Annotated in this window: 27 protein-coding genes; 10 read left to right on the top strand and 17 right to left on the bottom strand. The window is 63.6% G+C overall.

Translation table 11 applies throughout. The features are described 5' to 3' along the window. The first annotated feature begins 136 nt into the window (after nt 1-136). The 3 genes from rpmB to ACERHN_RS06210 all read left to right on the top strand — a co-directional run bounded on the left by rpmB (nt 137) and on the right by ACERHN_RS06210 (nt 1416). The gene (gene rpmB, locus ACERHN_RS06220) at nt 137-424 is read left to right on the top strand and encodes a 50S ribosomal protein L28 (RefSeq protein ID WP_415921780.1); all 288 of its coding nucleotides are present in this window, start codon (nt 137-139) and stop codon (nt 422-424) included. A 115-nt stretch (nt 425-539) separates the two neighbouring features. Then, complete coding sequence (locus ACERHN_RS06215; protein WP_415921779.1) at nt 540-872, top strand: hypothetical protein; 333 nt, start codon at nt 540-542, stop codon at nt 870-872. A 40-nt stretch (nt 873-912) separates the two neighbouring features. Further along, nucleotides 913-1416, top strand: a complete 504-nt coding sequence (locus ACERHN_RS06210) for a copper chaperone PCu(A)C (protein WP_415921778.1) — start codon at nt 913-915, stop codon at nt 1414-1416. Between the two features lie 42 nt (nt 1417-1458). On the opposite strand, the gene ACERHN_RS06205 is transcribed toward ACERHN_RS06210, so the two are convergent. Beyond that, nucleotides 1459-2163, bottom strand: a complete 705-nt coding sequence (locus ACERHN_RS06205; protein WP_415921777.1) for an NAD-dependent deacylase — start codon at nt 2161-2163, stop codon at nt 1459-1461. 65 nt (nt 2164-2228) lie between these two features. On the opposite strand from ACERHN_RS06205, the gene ACERHN_RS06200 reads away from it, so the two are divergent. The 3 genes from ACERHN_RS06200 to ACERHN_RS06190 all read left to right on the top strand — a co-directional run bounded on the left by ACERHN_RS06200 (nt 2229) and on the right by ACERHN_RS06190 (nt 5474). Continuing rightward, nucleotides 2229-2969, top strand: coding sequence for a site-2 protease family protein (locus ACERHN_RS06200; RefSeq protein WP_415921776.1), 741 nt, complete (start codon nt 2229-2231; stop codon nt 2967-2969). A gap of 280 nt (nt 2970-3249) precedes the next feature. Beyond that, the gene (locus ACERHN_RS06195; RefSeq protein WP_415921775.1) at nt 3250-4539 is read left to right on the top strand and encodes an aspartate aminotransferase family protein; all 1290 of its coding nucleotides are present in this window, start codon (nt 3250-3252) and stop codon (nt 4537-4539) included. A 5-nt stretch (nt 4540-4544) separates the two neighbouring features. Next, complete coding sequence (locus ACERHN_RS06190) at nt 4545-5474, top strand: phosphotransferase enzyme family protein (protein WP_415922693.1); 930 nt, start codon at nt 4545-4547, stop codon at nt 5472-5474. Between the two features lie 118 nt (nt 5475-5592). Here ACERHN_RS06190 and rimM read toward each other — a convergent pair whose 3' ends face one another. Both rimM and ACERHN_RS06180 read right to left on the bottom strand, forming a co-directional pair. Continuing rightward, nucleotides 5593-6099, bottom strand: a complete 507-nt coding sequence (rimM, locus tag ACERHN_RS06185; protein ID WP_415921774.1) for a ribosome maturation factor RimM — start codon at nt 6097-6099, stop codon at nt 5593-5595. Next, the gene (locus ACERHN_RS06180; protein WP_415921773.1) at nt 6092-6229 is read right to left on the bottom strand and encodes a hypothetical protein; all 138 of its coding nucleotides are present in this window, start codon (nt 6227-6229) and stop codon (nt 6092-6094) included. Before ACERHN_RS06180 ends, rimM begins: the two co-directional genes overlap by 8 nt. 249 nt (nt 6230-6478) lie before the next feature. Between ACERHN_RS06180 and ACERHN_RS06175 the strand changes: the two genes are divergently transcribed. Beyond that, nucleotides 6479-6940, top strand: coding sequence for a GNAT family N-acetyltransferase (locus ACERHN_RS06175; protein ID WP_415921772.1), 462 nt, complete (start codon nt 6479-6481; stop codon nt 6938-6940). Between the two features lie 75 nt (nt 6941-7015). Here ACERHN_RS06175 and rpsP read toward each other — a convergent pair whose 3' ends face one another. The 9 genes from rpsP to ffh all read right to left on the bottom strand — a co-directional run bounded on the left by rpsP (nt 7016) and on the right by ffh (nt 12416). Further along, nucleotides 7016-7408, bottom strand: a complete 393-nt coding sequence (gene rpsP, locus ACERHN_RS06170) for a 30S ribosomal protein S16 (RefSeq protein ID WP_415921771.1) — start codon at nt 7406-7408, stop codon at nt 7016-7018. Nucleotides 7409-7458: 50 nt separating this feature from the next. Further along, entirely contained in the window at nt 7459-7755 is a 297-nt protein-coding gene (locus ACERHN_RS06165; protein WP_415921770.1) for a chorismate mutase, read from the bottom strand. Between the two features lie 96 nt (nt 7756-7851). Further along, nucleotides 7852-8454, bottom strand: a complete 603-nt coding sequence (locus ACERHN_RS06160; RefSeq protein WP_415921769.1) for a GNAT family N-acetyltransferase — start codon at nt 8452-8454, stop codon at nt 7852-7854. A gap of 145 nt (nt 8455-8599) precedes the next feature. Further along, nucleotides 8600-9127 carry a GNAT family N-acetyltransferase gene (locus tag ACERHN_RS06155; protein WP_415921768.1) on the bottom strand — a complete coding sequence of 176 codons (528 nt, stop codon included), beginning with the start codon at nt 9125-9127 and terminating at the stop codon, nt 8600-8602. Further along, nucleotides 9124-9648: a GNAT family N-acetyltransferase gene (locus ACERHN_RS06150; RefSeq protein ID WP_415921767.1), complete on the bottom strand. Its 525-nt coding sequence runs from the start codon at nt 9646-9648 to the stop codon at nt 9124-9126. Before ACERHN_RS06150 ends, ACERHN_RS06155 begins: the two co-directional genes overlap by 4 nt. Continuing rightward, entirely contained in the window at nt 9645-10076 is a 432-nt protein-coding gene (locus ACERHN_RS06145) for a hypothetical protein (protein ID WP_415921766.1), read from the bottom strand. Before ACERHN_RS06145 ends, ACERHN_RS06150 begins: the two co-directional genes overlap by 4 nt. Continuing rightward, nucleotides 10073-10591, bottom strand: coding sequence for a GNAT family N-acetyltransferase (locus tag ACERHN_RS06140; protein ID WP_415921765.1), 519 nt, complete (start codon nt 10589-10591; stop codon nt 10073-10075). Before ACERHN_RS06140 ends, ACERHN_RS06145 begins: the two co-directional genes overlap by 4 nt. After that, nucleotides 10588-10920, bottom strand: a complete 333-nt coding sequence (locus ACERHN_RS06135; RefSeq protein ID WP_415921764.1) for an NIPSNAP family protein — start codon at nt 10918-10920, stop codon at nt 10588-10590. Before ACERHN_RS06135 ends, ACERHN_RS06140 begins: the two co-directional genes overlap by 4 nt. After that, entirely contained in the window at nt 10917-12416 is a 1500-nt protein-coding gene (gene ffh, locus ACERHN_RS06130; RefSeq protein WP_415921763.1) for a signal recognition particle protein, read from the bottom strand. The genes ACERHN_RS06135 and ffh overlap by 4 nt, the downstream gene beginning before the upstream one ends. A gap of 286 nt (nt 12417-12702) precedes the next feature. Between ffh and ACERHN_RS06125 the strand changes: the two genes are divergently transcribed. Continuing rightward, a complete protein-coding gene (locus tag ACERHN_RS06125) occupies nt 12703-13392 on the top strand; it encodes an alpha/beta fold hydrolase (RefSeq protein ID WP_415921762.1) in 690 nt (229 codons plus the stop codon). Nucleotides 13393-13394: 2 nt separating this feature from the next. Here ACERHN_RS06125 and ACERHN_RS06120 read toward each other — a convergent pair whose 3' ends face one another. Both ACERHN_RS06120 and ACERHN_RS06115 read right to left on the bottom strand, forming a co-directional pair. Further along, complete coding sequence (locus tag ACERHN_RS06120; RefSeq protein WP_415921761.1) at nt 13395-16520, bottom strand: efflux RND transporter permease subunit; 3126 nt, start codon at nt 16518-16520, stop codon at nt 13395-13397. Between the two features lie 11 nt (nt 16521-16531). Further along, nucleotides 16532-17662, bottom strand: a complete 1131-nt coding sequence (locus tag ACERHN_RS06115) for an efflux RND transporter periplasmic adaptor subunit (protein WP_415921760.1) — start codon at nt 17660-17662, stop codon at nt 16532-16534. 90 nt (nt 17663-17752) lie between these two features. On the opposite strand from ACERHN_RS06115, the gene ACERHN_RS06110 reads away from it, so the two are divergent. Then, nucleotides 17753-18358: a TetR/AcrR family transcriptional regulator gene (locus ACERHN_RS06110; RefSeq protein ID WP_415921759.1), complete on the top strand. Its 606-nt coding sequence runs from the start codon at nt 17753-17755 to the stop codon at nt 18356-18358. On the opposite strand, the gene ACERHN_RS06105 is transcribed toward ACERHN_RS06110, so the two are convergent. The 3 genes from ACERHN_RS06105 to ACERHN_RS06095 all read right to left on the bottom strand — a co-directional run bounded on the left by ACERHN_RS06105 (nt 18355) and on the right by ACERHN_RS06095 (nt 19992). Continuing rightward, complete coding sequence (locus ACERHN_RS06105; RefSeq protein WP_415921758.1) at nt 18355-18858, bottom strand: hypothetical protein; 504 nt, start codon at nt 18856-18858, stop codon at nt 18355-18357. The two genes, ACERHN_RS06110 and ACERHN_RS06105, sit on opposite strands and share 4 nt — an antisense overlap. Then, nucleotides 18855-19325 (bottom strand): hypothetical protein, encoded by a 471-nt coding sequence (locus tag ACERHN_RS06100; RefSeq protein ID WP_415921757.1) that lies wholly within the window; start codon nt 19323-19325, stop codon nt 18855-18857. The genes ACERHN_RS06105 and ACERHN_RS06100 overlap by 4 nt, the downstream gene beginning before the upstream one ends. A gap of 94 nt (nt 19326-19419) precedes the next feature. Then, the gene (locus tag ACERHN_RS06095; protein ID WP_415921756.1) at nt 19420-19992 is read right to left on the bottom strand and encodes an FMN-dependent NADH-azoreductase; all 573 of its coding nucleotides are present in this window, start codon (nt 19990-19992) and stop codon (nt 19420-19422) included. 121 nt (nt 19993-20113) lie between these two features. On the opposite strand from ACERHN_RS06095, the gene ACERHN_RS06090 reads away from it, so the two are divergent. Beyond that, nucleotides 20114-20998 (top strand): LysR family transcriptional regulator, encoded by an 885-nt coding sequence (locus ACERHN_RS06090; RefSeq protein ID WP_415921755.1) that lies wholly within the window; start codon nt 20114-20116, stop codon nt 20996-20998. Nucleotides 20999-21019 lie beyond the last annotated feature (21 nt).

Below are 21019 nucleotides of genomic sequence, written 5' to 3'. Positions count from 1 at the left end.
TGCCTTGACGGGCTGCGCGATTCCCCCTATTGCCCGCAGACGATTTTCGCCAGCGCCGCGTGATGTGCGGTGCTGCTGTCGTTTCGGAGGCACCTGATGTCTCTTGGGATGGCACGATGGATAAGAGGATGACCCCATGTCGCGTGTGTGCGAACTGACCGGCAAAGGCCCGATGTCTGGCAACAATGTCAGCCATGCCAACAACAAGACCAAGCGGCGTTTCCTGCCGAACCTGAACGATGTGACCCTGCAGTCCGAAACACTGGGCCGCGGCATCAAGCTGCGCATCTCGGCGGCGGCGTTGCGGTCGGTTGATCACCGCGGTGGTCTGGACGCGTACCTGGCCAAGGCCAAGGACGTCGAACTGTCCGATCGCGCGCGCAAGGTCAAAAAAGAGATCGCCAAGGCGCAAGCCGCAGCCTGATCCAAAGCCTTGCATGTTTTACAGCCCCGTTCGCAGTCTCTGCGGGCGGGGTTTTGCGTTTTGTCGCGTTGTGGATGGCGTCCGAGTTGCATACGTGTCGCATATGCCGCGCGTGATGCTCCACCTTTTGCTGACGATGACCCTGCTGGCCACCAGCATCGGGTCCGCGTCGGCCCGTGGTGCCGCCCCTGCGGTGGATCATGTGGTGATCTGTTCGGGGCATGGCGTTTCGGTCCTGTACCTTGACGCTGATGGCGAGCCGACGGACGCACCGCACCTGTGCCCGGACTGTATTCTGCATCTGGTGGCACCATTGCTCACCGCCGGTTCCGCGATGCGGGCAGAGGGCATGGCCCGCGCCGTGCCACAGTATTTTGGCCGTTCGCAGGAGGTGGTGCCGCTGCCGCTGACCATTTCTGCACGCGGGCCGCCTGTCATTCTGTTCTGAGTCTTTTCCCAAATTCAGACCAACATGACAGGAGGACGCAATGTCCCGTTCCTTTTCCCTTTCCGCCACGTTGATGGCGAGCCTTCTGGCCCTTCCCGCTGCGGCGGACATTATGGTGATGGACCCCTATGCCCGCGCGGCCAGCCCTTCGGCCAAAGCGGGTGCCGCGTTCATGACACTGCACAATACGGGCGACACGGATGATCGCCTTGTGTCGGCGTCCACTGACGCGGCCAAACGGGTCGAGTTGCACACCCATGTCGAAACCGGTGATGGCGTGATGCAAATGACCGAGATCGAAGGCGGCATCCCGCTACCTGCCGGTGAAAAACACAAGATGGTGCGGGGCGGCGATCACGTGATGCTCATGGGGCTGACCGGCCCTCTGGAGCAGGACGCCGACATTACCGTGACGCTTGTGTTCGAACAGGCGGGCGAGGTGACGGTCACCATTCCCGTCGACAACGCGCGCAAACCTCAAGCGGGGGCAAATGGCGGTCACGGGACCCACGACGACCACGACCACAGCAATCACTCAAACTGATCTGCCCGCGATGCGCGGCCCGATTGTGGTCGCGCATCGTCTTCAGGGTGCTGCGCGCAGCACCTCGTCCACCCACGCCGGTACCGTCTCGGACGCTTTGCCTGCGCGCGCTTCGGCAAAGAGCGATACGTTTTCACCGGGATCAAGGTTCATCTCGACCGTGTGGGCGCCGACATGGGTGGCCAGTTGCACAAAGCCCGCCGCCGGGTAGACGTTCCCGGAGGTGCCAATCGCCACAAATATATCCGCACGGGTCAGCGCCGCCTCGATCCGCTCCATCTGATAGGGGATCTCGCCAAACCAGACGATGTCGGGGCGCGCTGCGGGTGCGTCGCAGTTTGGACAGGTCTGTCCCACCTGCATGGCAAGCGGCGCAGGCCACCGGTGATCACACGCACCGCACAGCGCAGAATTCAGCGCGCCATGCATGTGGATGACCGATTGGTGGCCGCCTTTTTCGTGCAGATCATCGACGTTTTGCGTCACGAGGGTCACGTCACCCTTGTGTTCCGACTCCAACCGGGCCAGCGCCACATGCGCCGCATTCGGGGTCGCTTCGGCCGCTTGCGCGCGGCGTGCATTGTAGAAATCGACGACCAGTTGCGGATTGCGCGCGAACCCTTCGGGCGTTGCCACATCTTCGATCCGGTGCTGCGCCCACAAACCGCCTTCGTCACGGAATGTGCCCAGCCCGCTTTCCGCGGAGATGCCCGCACCGGTCAGGATTACAATCGAGGGAGAGGCCATAATTTCGCTCTGTTTACCATGTATGCCCCTTTGTGACGGAGCAGACGCAGCAAAGGCAAGGGCACATGACACAGGAAAAACCGCTCTTTACGGCATTCGGACCGATGAGCATCCCGGTGCAGGTCATGCCCAGCATGGGCTTTCTGCTGCTGGTGTTTGTGGGTCTCACCGGCGGGACGACTGACCTGATCTGGGGCATCGGCATGTTCGGCATTCTTGTCGTGTCGATCTTTCTGCACGAGTTGGGCCACGCGTGGGGCGCGCATGTGCAGGGTATCAAGGTGCACCGCATCGTGCTGCATGGCGGAGGCGGGTTTTGCGAACATCGCAGCGCCGGGGCCTATGCGTCCGAACTGATTGTCCTGATGGGGCCTTTGGTCAATCTGGCCCTTTGGGCGGCGCTGTCGCTGTTGGCAACAGGCCTTTTGCCCAGTTTTCCGAATATGGACATGTCGGACGAGGCGATTGACGCGTTCTTTGCCGCTCACGCGGCGCGGTTCGAAGTGATCTTCTGGCTGGAGGTTGCGGCGGAAATCAACCTGATGCTATTCATCCTGAACATGATCCCGGTGCAGCCCTTGGATGGCGGCAAGCTGCTGCACCTGTGGCTGTTGCGGGTCGTACCGCAGGACACGGCATTGCTGCTGACCGGTGGGCTTGGCTTGATCTGTGCGGTGCTTTGGGTGCCGCTGATGATCGGTGTCTACTACTACGTTGGCTTTGTTCTGCTGTTTCTGCCCAGCTTGCGCATACACTGGGCGATGGTGCGGGGTGCGACACGGATGCGACGGTTGGACCGTCGTTAGCCTCGGCAGGTAGGTTGCTCAAAGGCGACAGCCGCAAAGAAGCTATCGTCAAACGTCCATCGCACATGCGAAAAAAGTCCGCTGCGTTCTCAGCAGCGCCGCTCTGTGATGCTGCGCGTACATTGAGTGCAGAGGATGATTTCAACGCGCCATAGCTCGCCTCTTGCCAACCCGTCAGGTCACGCAAACGATGCGCGGCAATTGACCCGCCCCACCGCAAGGGTAGGATGCCGGGCGGACGGGGCGCCCGTTCGGGGCATATTCACGAAGCGATGAAGCAATGACGCGGACACTCTCGCAGATTGTTACGGACAGGGCGCGCCTTTTGGGCCCAAACGTCTCGACCTTCTATGACGACCCCCTGCAGATCGTAAAAGGCGAGGGGGTCTGGCTGTGGGATGCAGCGGGGCGCAAATATCTGGATTGCTACAACAACGTGCCGCATGTGGGCCATTGCAATCCCCGCGTGGTCGAGGCGATTTGCCGTCAGGCTTCGACGCTGAACACGCACACCCGTTACCTGCATGATGGCATTCTCGACTACATTGAAAAGCTGACGGCGACGATGGACGCCTCGCTGGATTGCGCGATCATGACCTGCACCGGGTCAGAGGCGAATGACATCGCCCTGCGCATGGCCGAAGGGATGACGGGCAAGCGGGGTATCATCGCAACCGATGCGACCTATCATGGCAACACGTCGCTCGTCAGCCAAACAGGAAGCTCCATCCCCCCCTCGGTCGGTTTCGGTCTGGATCAGTATTTCCGTTTTGTCGAAGCGCCCGACAGCTATCGCCACCCGGACCCCGATGGCACGCGATTTGCCGATCTCGTTGCAGAGCAGATTGCGGAACATGAACATGCGGGCGTCGGCTTTGCGGCCCTTCTGTTCTGTCCGTATTTTCTGAACGAAGGCTTCCCCGACAACCCGGATAGCTGGCTGAAACCCGTGGCGGATGTGGTGCGCAAGGCGGGTGGTCTTCTGATCTGTGATGAGGTGCAATCGGGGTTCGGGCGCACCGGCACACATATGTGGGCGCATGAAAAAATGGGGGTGGTGCCGGACGTCATGACCCTTGGAAAACCCATGGCGAACGGGCATCCGGTGGGCGGCGTAGTGACCCGTGCCGAAATCCTTGCGACGTTTCGCAAAGGATATCGCTACTTCAATACGTTCGGCGGCAACCCGGTGTCCTGCGCGGCGGCCATGGCGGTTTTGGAAGAAATCGAAGAGCAAAACCTGATCGAGAATGCGCGCGATGTGGGGGCCTATGCGCGGGAACGCATGGACGCATTGCGCCGGAAACATGGCTGCATCGGGGACGTACGCGGCTCGGGCCTGATATTTGGTGCGGAAATGGTTCTGGATCATCAGACAAAGGCGCCTGCAACGCAGTTTACCGACCGCGTCATCAATGCCATGCGCCACCGCGGGATCATCCATTCCAAGTTGGGGCGGCACAAAAACACGCTCAAGATCCGGCCGCCGATGCCGTTTTCGCGTGCGCATGCCGATCTGCTGTTTGATACGCTCGATGACGTTCTGACCGAAGTGGACCTGAACGCGTGAGCGCCATGGTGCCCACGGCATTGCGGCTCTGGGGGCTTGAAGACGCGCAATGGTCTCTGGTGGCGACCCGCGAAAACCACGTGTTCAAAGTCAGCACAGATGACGGGCGCGATTTTGCGTTGCGGATACACCGGCGTGCATTTCGCAGTGATGCAGAGCTGACGTCGGAGCTTGCGTGGATGGGCGCTCTGTCCGCGGGCGGGCTGCATGTGCCCGCCCCCATCGCCGCGTTGGATGGTGGGTTTCTGCACCGCGTGGAGGGCGCGCAAATCGACGTGCTCTCTTGGCTGCCGGGAGGGCCATTGGGCGCAACGGGCAAACCCCTTGATCTGGCAAACCGCCAGGCCGTGTTCCATCAGGTGGGCGTGGAGATGGCCCGTCTGCATGCGCTTTCGGATGCCTGGACCCCGCCCGCAGGGTTCGACAGGTGGTCGTGGGATCGGCACGGACTGCTGGGGGAGCAGCCGGTTTGGGGACGGTTCTGGGACAATCCGGCGCTGACGCCAGAGGACAAGGCTCTCTTTGAAACGGCGCGTGATCATGCGACGCGGCAACTGTCCGAGATGGAGGATACGCTCGACTATGGTCTGATCCACGCGGATCTTGTGCGCGAGAACCTGATACTGGACGGGGACCGCGTTCAGATGATCGATTTTGACGATGGCGGTTGGGGGTTTCGGATTTTCGATCTGGCAACGTTCCTGTTCAAGAACCGCGCCGAGCCGGATTTCGATGACCTCGCCGCGGCGTGCATCTCGGGATATCAAAGCCAGCGGGCGATCAATACGGACGCGCTTGCCCTCTTCATGATGCTGCGCGCCCTGACCTATGTCGGCTGGATCATGGATCGCATGGGCGAAGACGGGTCCGAGGCGCGCAACACGCGGTTCATTGCGACGGCACGGTCACTTGTAAAGCAGCATCTGCGCGCATGAAACGCGCGCACATCCGGTGCGGTAACGCTCTGAACAATTGAGTGCTTTTGGACGGTGGTGATTGCCATATGTCGCGCGCGATCTTGCATACCGGGACTGGCTGCCGATGCGAAAGGCGTCAGAACAGTCCTTCGGGCGGGTCGGCCACGATGCGCCGCGCGGCAAGGTCGACCGTTGGAACAGCCGCCTGGGTAAAGGGCAGCAGGACGGTGGCGGTTGCCCCCGGCGCGTGCACCTCCAAAAGATCGCTCGCGCCGTGGTTCTGCACGGATTTCACACGACCCAGAGGCGCGCCGCCTGTGTCGAACACCTCGAGCCCGACGAGATCGGTGTAGTAATATTCATCATCTGGCAGGCTTGGCAGTTGATCGCGCCGGGCAAACAGCTGCGTCCCCTTGAGCGCGTCCGCATCTTCCTTGGTGGCGACTTCGGCAATGCGCGCGGCAAACCCGTTCTTGATGGGCCGCAGGATGGCCAGCGCAAAGCTGCGGCTGCCGTCTTCGGTGGTCAGCGGGGTGTAGGTTTCGATGTCTTCTGGCGTGGCGCAGAACGATTTGACCCGCACTTCGCCCTGCACGCCATAGGCGCCGCCGATGGAGCCCACGCAAATTCTGTCGTCACTCATTCCAGCACACTCCGTCCCGCATCGTGCCGCCCGCATCCGCACAGGCCGTGGCCGCGTTCGAGCGTTCAAAGAACAACCCCAGCACAAAGGCAAGAGGCAGCAACAGGGCGAGGCGTACGAGACCAAACATGCCCCGACTTGTGCCCCGCTGGCCGCAGCGTTGTCCAGTGGGGTTTGTCAGAATGCCGCGGTGTGTTATACTGCGGCACAGACCCGCGCATGGGTGCGGGATGGAGATTTTATGTCGGTATAATCGCGGGCTCTGCCCAATGCGATCACAGGATGCGAAATCAGGCCACCATGTGGCCTCTGTTGTCATGTGATCCACGCTTGCCCTTCTGGGCGCCACTTTTACTTACAATTTGGAAAGGATGGGCCATTGCCAATCCCTTTTGACACGCGCGCACCGCGTGCAACCGACATCGCGGCGCTTGCCGCTATTGCTGATGCAACCCTGTTCCCCGGAGAGATGATGGAGGGCATGATTGCCCCTGCGCTCGACGGGACCGGGGACGATATCTGGCAGGTGGTGTGCCGGGACGATGTCCCGGTCGGCTTTGCGTTTGCGCAAGCAGAGGCCATGACGGATCGCACCTGGAACCTGCGGGCGATTGCCGTCGCGCCGGACCTGCATGGGTCGGGTGCGGGCACGGCGTTGCTGGCTGCGATGGAGGCCGCATTGGCCACTGCGCGACTGTTGGTGATCGACACCACGCAATTGCCGGATCAGGACCGGGCGCGGCGGTTTTACGCGGCGCGCGGTTATCAGCAGATTGCGGTCATCCCGGACTTCTTCGGGGCGGGTGAAGACAAGGTTACCTTTGTCAAAACCCTCGGCTGACGCTGCGCCGAAACAGAAAAGCGCCCGACCGGATATCCTCCGGTCGGGCGCAGGTTTGCAAGAAAAGTCAGAGGCTTATTCTGCTGCGGCTTCTTCGGACGCCGCTTCTTCTGCGGGCGCTTCGGCGGCTTCTGCTGCCTTGGCGGCTTTCTCTTCGGCGCGGTCCTTGGCTTTTTGACCGGGCTCACCTTTTTTCAGGTTCGCGCGCTCTTTCTTGGCCAGAACACCAGCGGCTTCGAGCATGCGGGCGATCCGGTCTGTGGGCTGCGCGCCCTGGTCGAGCCAGTATTGCACACGCTCCATGTCCATTTTCACGCGCTCTTCGCTGTCCTTGGGCAGGAGCGGGTTATATGTGCCCAGCTTTTCGATGTAGCGGCCGTCACGCGGCATGCGGCTGTCGGCGGCGACAACGCGGTAGAAGGGGCGTTTCTTGGAGCCACCGCGGGCGAGGCGAATTTTCATAGCCATTTGGTTTAGTCCTTTGTTTTCAGTGGGTAGGATGGGCAATATTGCCCATCTTACGTTTGGTGTTTGCGGTGGTGTTGGATCACCTCCGCGATGATGAAGTTCAGGAACTTCTTGGCAAATTCCGGGTCCAGATTGGCCCGGTTTGCCAAATCTTCGAGCCGTGCGATCTGTGCCGCTTCGCGCGCGGGATCGGACGGTGGAAGGTCGTGTTCGGCCTTGAGTTTCCCCACGGCCTGGGTGTGGGCAAAGCGCTCGCCCAGCGTATAGACGAGGATCGCATCGAGGCGGTCGATGCTGTCGCGGTGCTCCTTGAGAAGGGCGGCGGCGCGGGTGGCGGCGTCGGTCATCGGCGGGCTCCTTTGCGCCAAAATGGCGATACACAGGCTGTGCACAGGGTGTGCACAGCATATGCACCGGCGCGGTGCATTGCGGGCGGGGTGGGGTTAATCAAGAGCCCATCCTTTCGGTTTGAACATCGGGTCGGCATAGTGGCCGATCTCCATCTCGATCCCGTGGGCGAGCTGGCTGTTTTCCAGCGCGGCCGGGGTCGGGTGGACATAGACGGCGTCGGAGCCGTCGATCGTGGGGGCCGCGTGATCCTTGACCGCGCCCAGCCGTTCGGCGAGCCGGATGCTGTCGAGGTTCTTGGGGTCGATATAGCTGACTGCGCGGTCCCAGCCGTTGGCGTAGAAATAGGCACGGACCGCATGGGTTGCCTCGAGCGCGTAGCCTTTGCCAGCCTTGTCGGGCCAGATGATCCACGCGATTTCGCGTTCGGGCCATTTTGCCGGTTGCCAGCCACCGGCCATGCCGTAGGTTTCGTCCGTTTCCTTGTCGTGGATCATCCACATGCCGAAGCCGCGGATTTCCCAGTGGCCGATTTCGGCGGCATAGAGCATCCAAGCCTCATAGGCGTTGAGCGGTCCGCCCATGAAGCGGGACCGGAACGAGGCGAAGGTCGCCTTGAAGTCCGGGTAGTCCTCGGGGGTGGGCCCGCGCAGGATCAGGCGGCGTGTTTCGAGTTCGGGGATGTCGCGGTGGCCCATTATGCGGCCTCCGCGCGTGATCTTGCGGACGCGCTGGCGCGCGACGACATATTGGCGACGGCTGCACCGTGAGCCCGTTTGGTCAGCGGGATCGCGCGTGGATATGTGCGCCTCCGGCGGGGAATTTTTTGGAACAGAGACGGGGTCATGTCAGCGCCTCCGGACCGGGGTGGCGCCAGATTTGCAGCGGTCCCCAGCGTTCGTGCGTGAAGTCGCCATCATGGTGTGCGCCAAGGCGCTGGGCGACCTTGCGGGAGGCGTGGTTTTCGTGGGCGACCAGGCTGATCAGCGTGCGCCAGCCGAGCGTGTCATAGGCGTGCTGGCGGGCGGCGGTGGCCGCTTCGGTAGCGTAGCCTTTGCCGGTGGCGCCCTCGAAAAGGTCCCAGCCAAGCTCGTTTTCGGGAAAGCCCTCTGGGCACCAGAGGCCGACGATCCCGACGGGTGTTTGGGTTGCGGTTTCGACCACGGTCCAGCGGCCAAAGCCGCGCAGGACCCAGTGGCCTGCCTCTTGGGCGAGCGTGCGCCAGGCGAGTTCCGCGCTGATGGGGCCGCCGACGAATTCGGAGCGGGGGGAGGCGTAAAAGGCTGCGACCGCGTCAAAGTCATCAATTCGCGGGGCGCGCAGGGTGAGGCGCGGTGTGGTCAATGTGGGGGCGGAGAACTGGACGGTCATGACAGGCCGCCTTTTTGGTGGCGGTAGACAAGGCAGGGTTTGGCCAGTTGCGGCGCGGTTCTATCCAGCGTGGCGCCAAGCCGTTTGGCCAGCGCGACGGAGCGGTCATTGCCGGTGTCGATGTAGCTGACCATGTGGTCCCATCCGAGTGTGGTCCACGCATGGTCAATGCAGGCGCGCGCCGCCTCGCTGGCGATGCCCTGGCCTTCGCTGACGTCATCAAAGAGCACCCAGCCGACCTCTTTTTCAGGTCGGGTTTCGGGGAACCAGTGGCCGACGATGCCGAGCGGGGCGGGGTCCTCGCGGCGGGTGACGACGAACATGCCAAAGCCGTGGATGACCCAGTGGCCGAATTGCGAGGTCCACATGTCCCAGGCCGCGCGCTGATCCTTGGGGCCGCCGACATAGCAGGAGCGGGGCCCCTGGTAAAAGCGCATGTAGGCCGCCGTGTCGCGGGCTTCGGGTGCGCGAAGGTACAGGCGTTCGGTGGTGAGGGTGGGTGTGCCGGTGAGGGTGATCATGCGGCCCCTCCGCGCAGTTGGTCGGTGTGGCAGCCGGGATACCGGTCGGGGGCAGGCGGATCCGTGCGCGTGGCGACGATGCGCGCTGCAATGGCGATGGGGACGGTGTTGTCGGGCATCACGCGGATGTTCATGACGGGCCAGCGCAGGGCCCCCATGAGGTGATCGCGCACGCACCGTGCGCCTTCGGTGTGCCCTTCATGTATGCTGTCCCAGAGGGTCGAGGTCACTTCGGGGTGCTCCGTTTCATCAAGCTGCATGGGGCCGATGATGGCTGCGAATGTGTCGAAGGCTTGTGGTGCGGTGAAGGGGCCGCGCACGAAGCGGGAACGATCAGACGCGCAATAGGCCGTGTCGGCGGGCAGGTCGCGGGCCTGCGGTTGGCGCAGCGTGAGGCGGTCCGAGGTGAGGGTGGTGGCGGCCGTCATGCGGGCCTCCGGTGACGGTAGACATGGGTTTCGTGCACCGTTTCGCCGTGAGGTCGCGGGGCGTCTGCGTCATGTTCTGAGCCCAGCCGGGTGGCCAGGGCGATGGAGCGGGTGTTGGCCGGGTCGATATAGCTGACCAACGTGTCGGACCGGCCTTGCGCCCACCACCAGTCGCGCGCGGCAGTGGCGGCTTCGCGTGCGAAACCCTGGCCTTCGAAGGGTTCCAGCAGGACCCAGCCCAGTTCAGGTTCCGGGAAATGGTGGGGTTCGTTGATGCCGACCTGTCCCATGAACGCGCCGTCGTCCGTCCGGGTGATGCCCCAGGACCCGAAGCCTTTGAGCGCCCAGCTGCCGACTTCGGCGGCGATCCAGTACCACATCTCCTTGGCCGCGACCGGGCCGCCCATGAAGCGGGCGCGATCGGTTGCAAAGAGATCGTAGAGCGGCGTGAAATCCGCCATCTCGTGGGCGCGCAGGGTGAGGCGCGCAGTGGTTATGGTGGGCGCGGTTGTCACAGGCCGAGCGCCTCTGGTGTGGCGCCGTCGAGGACGGGGCGGGTAAACGTGCGCTCAAAGCTGAGGATGCAGCCGGTGTCCTGCGCGTGTTTGTAGACGCGCTGGCAGTCGGGATCGGTGGCCATTTCGGTGCGGTAGACCTCGTACGCGGCGAGCGAGGGAAAGGAGAACATGGCCCACGCCTTGTTGTTCGCCCCTTCGGACGGCAGGAAATAGCCGTGATGGGTGCCGCCCATGCGGCCCACGAGGTGTACCCACGCGCGGGCGTAGACCTCGAACGCATCGACCTTGGCGGGGTCGATCACATATGTGATGAGCGCGGTGATCATTTCTTTTTGCCGAACCCCGAGAGGCCGGGGGGCAGGCCCATGCCGCCGCCCAATCCGGGGAGGCCGCCGGGCATTTTGCCGCCGAGTTGCTTGGCCGCTGCCTCGAGCTGGGCCTGATCCATGCCGCCCATGTCGGGCATGCCGCCTTTGCCGCCCATCATCGCTTGCATGGCTTTTTTCATCATGCCGCCTTTGCCCTTGCCCAGCTTTTTCATCATGTCCGACATCTGGCGGTGCATCTTGAGCAGTTTGTTCAGGTCGGAGACCTCCATGCCGGAGCCGCGCGCGATGCGTTTCTTGCGGCTGGCCTGCAGGATCTGGGGGGCGGCGCGCTCTTTCTTGGTCATGGACTGGATCATGGCGATCTGTTGGCGCAGGATCTTGTCGTCGAACCCTGCATCCTGCACCTGTTTGGCCATTTTGCCCATGCCGGGCATCATGCCCATCATACCCTCCATGCCGCCCATCTTGATCATCTGTTCAAGCTGCATCTTGAGGTCGTTCATGTTGAACTGACCCTTGGCCATGCGCTTCATCATCTTTTCGGCCTGTTCGGCCTCGATGGTGTCCTGCGCCTTTTCCACGAGGGCGACAATGTCGCCCATGCCGAGGATGCGGCCCGCGATGCGTTCGGGCTCGAACGTCTCAAGCGCGTCCATCTTTTCGCCCAAGCCGACGAACTTGATCGGCTTGCCGGTGACGGCGCGCATCGACAGGGCGGCACCACCGCGGCCGTCGCCGTCCATTCGTGTCAGGACCACGCCCGAGATGCCGATGCGGTCGTCAAAGTTCTGGGCGGTGTTCACTGCGTCCTGACCGGTGAGGCCGTCAACCACGAGGATCGTTTCGCGCGGTTCGGCCACGTCGCGGACCTGCTCGACCTGGGTCATCAGCTCTTCGTCGATGGAGAGGCGACCGGCAGTGTCGAGCATATAGACGTCATAGCCGCCCATGGATGCCTGCGTCTTGGCGCGCTTGGCGATCTGGACGGGGTTTTCGCCCTTGATGATCGGCAGGGTGTCCACGCCGATTTGCGTTCCGAGAATGGCGAGCTGTTCCATGGCCGCGGGGCGGTTCACGTCGAGCGAGGCCATGAGCACGCGCTTGCCATCACGTTCGGTCAGGCGTTTTGCCAGCTTGGCCGTGGTGGTTGTCTTACCGCCGCCCTGAAGGCCGACCATCAGGATCGGGGCGGGCGGGCTGTCGATTTTCAGAGCGCCGGGTTCACCTTCGCCGGTGAGCGTGTCAACGAGGGCGTCGTGCACGATCTTGACCACCTGCTGGCCCGGCGTGACGGATTTGGTCACGGCCTGACCGGTGGCCTTTTCCTGCACCACTTTGACAAAGTCGCGCGCCACGGGCAGCGACACGTCGGCCTCAAGCAGCGCCACGCGCACCTCGCGCAGAGCGGTTTTCACGTCGTCTTCGGAGAGCGCGCCCTGTTTCGTGAGGCGGTCGAAGACGCCAGAGAGGCGTTCGGAGAGATTTTCAAACATGGGCGTGCCTTTCGACCGTTGACGTTGTGCCTACAGGTAGGTGCAGGCGGCTCGGGACCCAAGTGGACAAACGACGAGCGCCCCCGTGGGCGCAACGCGCTGACGGAGGGCGATCCCGGCATATGCCATGGGACCGGAAGGTTTCACGCTTCCGGGTGTTGCGCGCGGAGTAGGCGCTGGACGGGACAGAGTCAACCCTGCGGGCCGTTGACACGGGACCGGGGCGCACAGCAGGGTGAGTGCCATTGAACTGAGTTTTTTGACTAAAGCAATTTGGAGACGGCAGATGTTTGTATTTCTGCATGGGCTGATTGGCAGTGCTGCGCATTTTGATGTGATCGGGGCGCGGTTGCCAATGGGGCAGCGGTGGATGGCGCCGCAGATTGACTACTCTGCCCATACGCAGGATGCGTTGGTGGACGGGCTTGCCGCGCGTATCCGGGCGGAGGCGGTGCCGGGCGATACGGTGGTGGTGCTGGGCAATTCCATCGGCTGCGTTGTGGCGCTGGAGCTTGGGGCGTTGGCGGATCATCTAGTGCTGACGGGCCCGCCCTTTGATCACGAGACGGGCGATGTGCCCCTGCGGCGCGGCGATCTTGAGCGGTTTGTGCGGGCGCTGTTCACGCCGAACATGGACGCAAGCGTGGCCGATGATCACGTGGCGCGCGCGGTGGCCTGCCTTGATCGGCTGACCGGGAGCCGCGCGATGCTGCGCGAGACGCGGCGGTTGCGGCGGCTGTCGCAGTCCTTTGTGGATCATCCGGGCCTTGGGGCGCATGATCACAAGATTACTTTCCTGCTGGGGCGTCTGGATTTCATGGCACCCGAGGACCGTTTCCGCGCGTACCTCGCGCAGGCCGCCCCGCGGGCGGCGCTGCGGGTGATCCCGGATTGCGGCCATGCCGTGCCGGTCGAGGCGCCGGACGTGGTGCTGGATGTGCTCCGCCCGTTCTTTGCGCGTGGTGCGGCGGCCTGAGCCTATTCGGCGGCCAGTTGCAGTACGCCTTGGCTTGTGTCCGGGGCGGGGACCTCCTTGACCTGTTCGGGCAGGGGGGTCTTGCGTGCGATCAGGGCAAACACGGGCGGGGTAAAGAAGAAGCTGACCACGGTGGACAGCAACACGCCACCGGCGATGGACACTGCAAACGGGGGCCAGAACGCGCCACCGTCGAGGATCAGGGGCAGGAAGCCGCCAAAGGTTGTGACCGTGGTCGAGATGATGTGGCGGGCTGATCCGTTCACCACGCGCGCCATGGCGCGGCGGTCGCCGGAGGCCGCTTCGGGGTCGGATTGCAGGCCCGTGAGGATGATGATCGCCGCGTTGATCGACACCCCGATGGAGCCGATGACGCCGATGATGGCCACGATCCCGAATGGGTATTGCATGATCGCGAGCGACAGGATCGACAGCCCTGCGGCCAGCACGCAGACGACCAGCGCCACGGCAGTGAGGCGGAACGAGTTGAAGGTCAGCGCAATGGTGGCGATGGTCAGCGTCACGATCAGGCCCACGGACGCCATCAGGTTGCCCACGGTATCGGCGCGTGCGTCGCTGTCCCCACCCAGTTTCAATGCGTAGCCTTCGGGCAGTTCGAACCCTTTTTCGTCCAGTGCGGTCAGGACGTCCTGAAGCGCCTCTTCGGGCAGGACGTTGGGGACGAGGAACGCCTGGATCGCGTTTTCGCGCTGCCCGTTGCGGCGGGTGATGACGCTTTCGGCAGGTTCCAGCACGGGTTGCGCCAGTTCCGACAGGGGGACGGCGGGGAAGTCACCGGTGGCCGAGATACCAGCCGCGCCGGGCACGAGGATCGGCATGTCGGAGATTGCGGTGAGGTCGGCGCGCAGCCCGTCACCCATGCGCACGCGGACGGGCAGTTGTTCCGTCCCTTCGACCAGCGACCCACCGGTGACGCCAGTCAGGGCCGCATCCAGCTGGGCGGCGACGTCCGTGACGTTGAGGCCAAGCAGGCGGGCTTCGGTCTCGTCGATGTCATAGCGGATTTGCGGCGCGCCGCCGTTCACGCCGGAGCGCACGGAGGTCACGAGGTCGAGGTTGGCCACCTCGGCGCGGACCTGATCGCCGAGCGACCGCAGCAGGTCGAGGTCCTGCCCCACGATGCGCAGTTCAACCGGGGCGGCGACGGGTGGGCCCTGCACGATGCCGCGCACGACAACCTGCGCCTGCGGAAAGCGGGTGCCAAAGTCCTCTTGCAGCGTGGCAACGAGGCGGGCGGCGTCGGCGTCCGTTGCGGTGGTGATCATGGCTTGGGCAAAGGCCGGTTCGCGCGAGCGCCCGCCGGTGATGTTGTAATAGAACGCAGGCCCCGATTTGCCGATGGTCCAGTAGACCGAGTTCACGCCCGCGTCTGCGCGCAGGATGGCGTCCATGGCCAGCGCGGTCGCTTGCGTCGTCTCGATGCCGGTGCCGGGGGGCATGTCGACCTCGAGGTAGAATTGGTCGCGATCTACGCCCGGGAAGAACTGGGCCGTGAGCGTTGGGAAGCTGGCAAAGCCCAGAACGGGGAGGATGAGCGAGATCGCGATGGCCTTCACCGGGTGGGTGACGGCGAGGTAAATCAGACCTTCGAAAGCGCGGCCCATGAGGCCGGGTGATTTGGGTGTTTCGCGCGCGGGCAGGACCCAGGCGGCGATGGCGGGTGTCACGGTGAGCGCCACGGCAAAGGACCAGCAGAGCATCAGCACCACGGCAATCGCGATGGAGCCGACAAAGTCGCCCGCCGGGCCGGGCAGCAGGATCATCGGGGTGAACGCGAGCGCGGTGGTGACGGTCGAGGCCAGAAGCGGCGCGGCCAGGCGGCGCACTGCGTCCCCTGCGGCGGCCTCACGGCTCATGCCCTGGGCGAGGCGCTTGCGCACCTCATCGACCATGACGATCGCCGCATCCACCAGCAGACCCAACGCCACAATCAGACCGGTGACGGACATCTGATGCAGCGGTAGGCCCATGAAGTTCATCGTGGCCAGCGTCGCCAGCGACACCACCGGCAGCACCAGCGCGACGATCAGCGCCGCGCGCACGCCCAGCGTGATCAGCAGCACGGCGACGACAAGGCCCACGCCGATGGCCATGTTGGTGGCCACGTCCATCAGGCGGTCGGTGGTATAGCCGGATTGGTCAAACAGCAGCTCTTCGGAAATGCCAAGCGGGACGGTGTCAGCACCGCTGGCCAATTCGTCGCGCACAAAGCCCATCCAGCGGTCGATCTGCACACCGTCCTGCGCCAGCACGCCGATCAAGACGGCGGGGCGGCCATCGGCGATGGCGAGTTCCGCAGCGGGTGTGCGCACGCCACGGGTGATGGTGGCGATGTCCGAAAGGGTGACGGTCGCGCCCTGCGGGTTTTCACGCAGCACCACGTCGCGCAGACGGGCGAGGTTTTCGATCTCGCCAGAGATGGTGATCGACAGGTCGGCAGCCCCTTGCAGGCGGCCCGATTGCACCTTGCCATCCGCCGCCTGGATCAGGCGGGAAATGTCGGCAGCTGTGAGACCCAGGGCCGCGGCCTGCGTGGGGTCAATGGACACCAACACCTCCTCCTCGGGCACACCGAACCGTTCGACGGCGCGGGTGGCGGGGATATTGCGCAACCGGTCCGACACGACTTCGGCGTGGCGGTTCAGGAGCGCCAGCGGCACGCCGTCATGATCCGCCGCGACCGCGATCACGGCGGAATAGGCGGAGATGCCTTCGGCGTTGAAATCCGGCGCCTGCACACCGGCGGGAAATTCCGCGCGCGCGCTTTCCACGGCGTCGCGGGCTTCGGTCCAGACCTGCTCGATGGTCTCTTCGTCAAGGGTTTCCAACAGTTCGACCGACACCACCGACACGCCGGTGCGGGACACGGAGGTGACTTCGGCCACTTCCTCGATCTCGCGCAACTCTTCCTCGATTTCGGCGGTCACCAGCGCCTCGACGCGGGCGGGGTCAGCGCCGGGGAACTGGGTCGTGACGGTGGCGAAGATGTTGGTGATTGTCGGGTCTTCCTGACGGCCCAGCGACAGGAACGATGACAGCCCTGCCGAGATCAGCACGAGGAGGATCAGGGCGACGAGGCGGGGCTGGCGGAAGGTGAGCGTTTCCATGAGTGCGGGCCTCAGAGGGTTTCAGCGATCTGGACGGTCTGACCCAGGGTGACGCGTTGCGGCCCCTCTTCGATCATGCGGGTGCCGGGGGCAAAGGAGCCTTGGACAAAGGCCCGGTCGGACGTGGCGTGAATGATCAGAACGCTGGCGCGGCGCACCACGTTGTCGGCATCCACCACCAGAAGCGTCCACTGGCCCCGGTCGCCTTCCTTGAGGCTGCGCAGCGGGACCCATGTGCCTTCGGCTGTGACGTCCGTGGTCAGGGCAAGGCGCGCGGTCTGTCCAAGGGCGAGCGGGACGTCCGTTTCGATATCAAACAGCGCAGTTCGTGTCCGCGTGACCGGATCAATGTCGGGTCGGAACGAGGCGAGCGTGGCGGGATAGGTTTGTCCGTCGATGCGGATGCGCGCCGTTGTCAGCGCGGCCTCGTCAATGCTGAGCGGGAGGCCCACGCGGATTTGCGGCACGCCGGTTTCGACCACTTCGACCAGCACCTGGCCCGCGCCGACCGCCTCGCCCCCGTCGGCAAGGCGGCGGGTGATGCGTCCGTCGAACGGTGCGGTGATCTGCGCTTTTTGCAGCTGGATGTCGATTGTGGTCAGGGCGGCGTCGATCTCTGCGATGCGTGCGTTCAACTCATCCCGCGTGGCCATCGCCTGATCCAGCCGTTCCTGGCTGGCAAATCCGCGGTCGCGCAAGGCCTCGCTGCGGGTCACGGTTTGCAGGGCAAAGGCCAGTTGGGCCTCAATCGCTTCGCGGGAGGCTCGCTGCCGGTCCCGGTCCGCGCGCAAGAGATCAATGTCCTGCTGCGCGATGACCTGGCCCTTGGTCACGGTGTCGCCTTCATCCACCAGCACGGCGTCGAGCCGCCCCGCCAACTCGAACGACAAGGCAACGGTTTTGCGTGGTTCCACCTGTCCCACAAAGGCGCGGGGCACGCTGTAGCCCGCCTCTGGCGTCAGGGTTCGCACGCTTACCGCGATCAGCGGCGCAGGGTCGGGTGCCGGCACATCTGCCGCCCGCGCGGCGAGCAGGGTGGACCCCGTCTGGACCGCGTATCCCGCACCGGCAATGACGCCTGCGGTTGTGGTCACGATGAAGACAAACCGGACGACGCGACGGAAGAAAGAGGGGCGTGGCATGGTGACACCTGTCAAAGTTAGCGTCTCTTACATATGTAAGCGCTTCTAACTTTGACAAGTAAAAATTTTCAGGTAGGTCTGACGTCACCCATGGAACAGACAGAACACAAAGAAAAAACACCCTACCATCACGGCGACTTGCGCGCCGCGCTGGTTGAGGCAACGCGGCAGTTGATCGAGGAGAAGGGCATTGACCATTTTTCGGTCTCCGATGCCTGTCGCCGTGCGGGCGTGTCGACGGCGGCCCCCTATAAGCACTTCAAAAACAAGGGGGAAATGATCAACGCGGTCATGCTGGAAAGCATGGAGCGCCACAAGCAGGAGATGCTTGCCGCCCTTGCGCCGCACCGCGAGGGGTCGTTGGATCGCATTCGGGCCCTGGGCCAGAACTATATTGGGTTCGCGTTGCGCGAGCCCGGGATTTTCCTGTTGCGCTTTGGTCAGAATATGGAGGCGCAGCTGCCCGAGGTCGAAGAAATGGGGCAGGACACCTATGACATTGTGCAGCACGAGGTAGCCAAGATCATGGGTGAGCCGGGGATCACGGACAAGGTGCGGCAGCGGTCATTCATGTTGTGGAGTTTTGTCCACGGGCTGTCGATGCTGCTCATGAACCCGGAGCTGGCTGAAAAGGGGGGCGATCTGGATGCGGATGAACTCCTTGAACAGATCGGCTGGCGCGTGCTGCAGGATTAACCGGGTGCGCGGTTGGCCCAGCGGTTGATCGCATCCACTGCTTTTTTCGGACCGAACCCGCTGACAAAGCTGGTGACAAGCGGGTGTGTGCCTTCACTCATGCCGCCGGTCAGGACGATGGCGGGGCGGGTCATCTGCTGGCCTTCGTTGCTGCGGGACGTCTCGAGGATCGCGTGGCTCAGGTGGCTGAGATCGTGGATGATTTCGTCGTATCCCTGCATCCCGCGCGTGCGCACGGTCAGCGTATTTGGCCCGCGGTCCAATATGACCTGGGTGCGTTTGACGAAAATCCGCATGGCAAAGGTGCACATCGCAATGCCGACCACAGGTGCGGCAAGGCCCATGATGGTGAAAATGGCGATCCCTTCGGACAGGCCCATAAGCGCGAACATGCCCCCCATACCGACGGACGTCACCATCATGACCACCAGCATGATGCTGATCAGCCAAGGGGTATGTTCGAGGATCAGCTGATCCTCTGTATCACGTTTGATCTTCACAAAGCCTCGCTTTGCCGCGCGGCGCGCAGCCAGTCGTTGATGATGCCCGGTGCCCGCGCGGTGCGGTCGCTGGTGGTGAACGCCTCGACCAGCGGGTAGGGCGGTGTGGTGTCGTGAAAGGTGAGCGTCGGGCGCACCGTGTCCGACAGCCGGTCCAGTTCCGCGCGGCGGACCATGGTCAGGGGATGGATCGCGCAGCGGTAGTGAAACAGGGTGCGGCGTTGCAGCGTGACGGTGCCGGCGTGGGCGTCGAAAATCGCCTGATCCTTTTTGATGGCAAGTGCAAAGATGCCCAGCGGGATCGAAGCGCCCAGCAACAGGGTCAAGAGGCCCGCGGTATGGCCGGAAAACAGCAGCGTCAGCCCGGCAGAGGCACAGGCGATGATGCACACGATCAAACCCGCGCCCAGCACCCAGGGCGCGTGGGCGAGGATCAGTTGGCTTGGCAGGTTGCGCACGACGGTCATGGCGGCACCCTAGCCATGCGCGGTTGCAGTCGTCCAGCGCGGACGGCGTGCAACCGCCGCATTCCCCCGGCGGGTGCCGGGGGGGCGTGTTCGGTCAGGCGGCGAGCTTTTCGATCTCGGCCTTGGCGGCGTTCACCGCCGCCTCACCGTTGACCACCACGCGGTCGGCGGCGACCATCTCCACATCGGTGATCCCGATGAAACCCAGCACGTGGCGCATATAGCCGGTGGCAAAGTCGTAATCGCTGCCCACTGGCACGCCACCGGTGGAGACCGCGAGGACCGCGCGTTTGCCTTCCAGAAGGCCGACGGGGCCGTTTTCACCATATTTGAAGGTGACGCCCGCGCGGGCCACGAGGTCGATCCACGCCTTGAGCGACGCGGGCACGCCGAAATTGTAAAGCGGCAGGCCGATGACGATGGTGTCGGCGGCCTTGAGTTCCGCGATCAGCGTGTCAGAGAGCGCAAGCGTGTCACGCTGTACGTCGTCGCGGTCATCGGCGGGGGTGAAATTTGCGCCGACCCAGTTTTCGGTGATCTGGGGCAGGGCGTCCTTCAGGTCGCGGCGGATGACGTCGCCTCCGAGTTTCGTCACGATCTGGGCCGTGAGGTCACGGGTGACGGAGCCTTCGGTCCGGGCGGAGCTGTCGATATGCAGAATGGTCATGGTGTTCGGGTCCTTGTTGGGCTGAGGATGTGTTCTGTGGAATGACAATTGGCGATTGCATTTTTGAACGCAACATTGCTAAATCAACATCATATGTTTGCTGGCGCACAGAGAGAGCCGAATGGACAACTGGGACGAGATCAAGACCGCCTATCAGGTGGCACGGATGGGCACGGTCAGCGGGGCGGCGGATGTGTTGGGGGTGCACCACGCCACGGTGATCCGCCATATCGACGCGTTGGAGACGCGGCTGGGGGTCAAGCTGTTTCAGCGTCACGCGCGCGGCTATACCCCCACGGAGGCGGGCGATGACCTGTTCCGGGTCGCGCAGGCCACGGATGATCAGTTCAGCCAGCTTGCCGGGCGGATCAAGGGGCGCGGGAACGAAGTGTCGGGCGAACTGGTGGTGACGTCACTTGTCAATCTGGCGCCGCGCATGGCGCCGGTGCTCACGGATTTTCAGTTGGAGCATCCGGACGTCATTGTGCGGTATCTGACGGGCGAGCGGCTGTTCCGGCTTGAATATGGTGAGGCGCATGTGGCGATCCGCGCGGGCAATGCGCCGGATCAGCCCGACAACGTGGTGCAGCCCTTTGTGCGGCAGTCGGTGGGACTTTATGCGACGCGGGGATATGTCGAGCGGTACGGGCATCCCGACGGGATCCACAAAGAGCTGAAAGGGCACCGGTTCGTTTGCAATGATGACGAGGACAGCCGCGCGCCGTTCAACCGGTGGCTGCGCGCGCATGCGCCCGAGGATGCGATCACGTTCCGGTCGACGGATGTGCGCGCGCTGGAGCAGGCGGTGCTTGCGGGCGCGGGCATCGGGTATCTGCCGGTGATGGAAGCGCGGGCCAATGACAATCTGGTCGAAATCCTCGACCCGCAGGAGGATTGGTCGTCCCCCTTGTGGCTGGTGACCCATGTGGACCTGCACCGCACGAACAAGGTGCAGGCGTTTTTGAGTTTCCTCAAGGAGCGGTCGAAGAGCTGGCAGGTGCTGTGACCCCCGCCCTTTGGGGGCACG

The organism is Tateyamaria rhodophyticola, from assembly GCF_047777875.1.
In the GTDB taxonomy this organism is placed as follows: Bacteria; Pseudomonadota; Alphaproteobacteria; order Rhodobacterales; family Rhodobacteraceae; genus Tateyamaria.
Note: the sequence above shows the minus strand (reverse complement) of the source record. Positions and strands in the feature narration are given on the sequence as shown.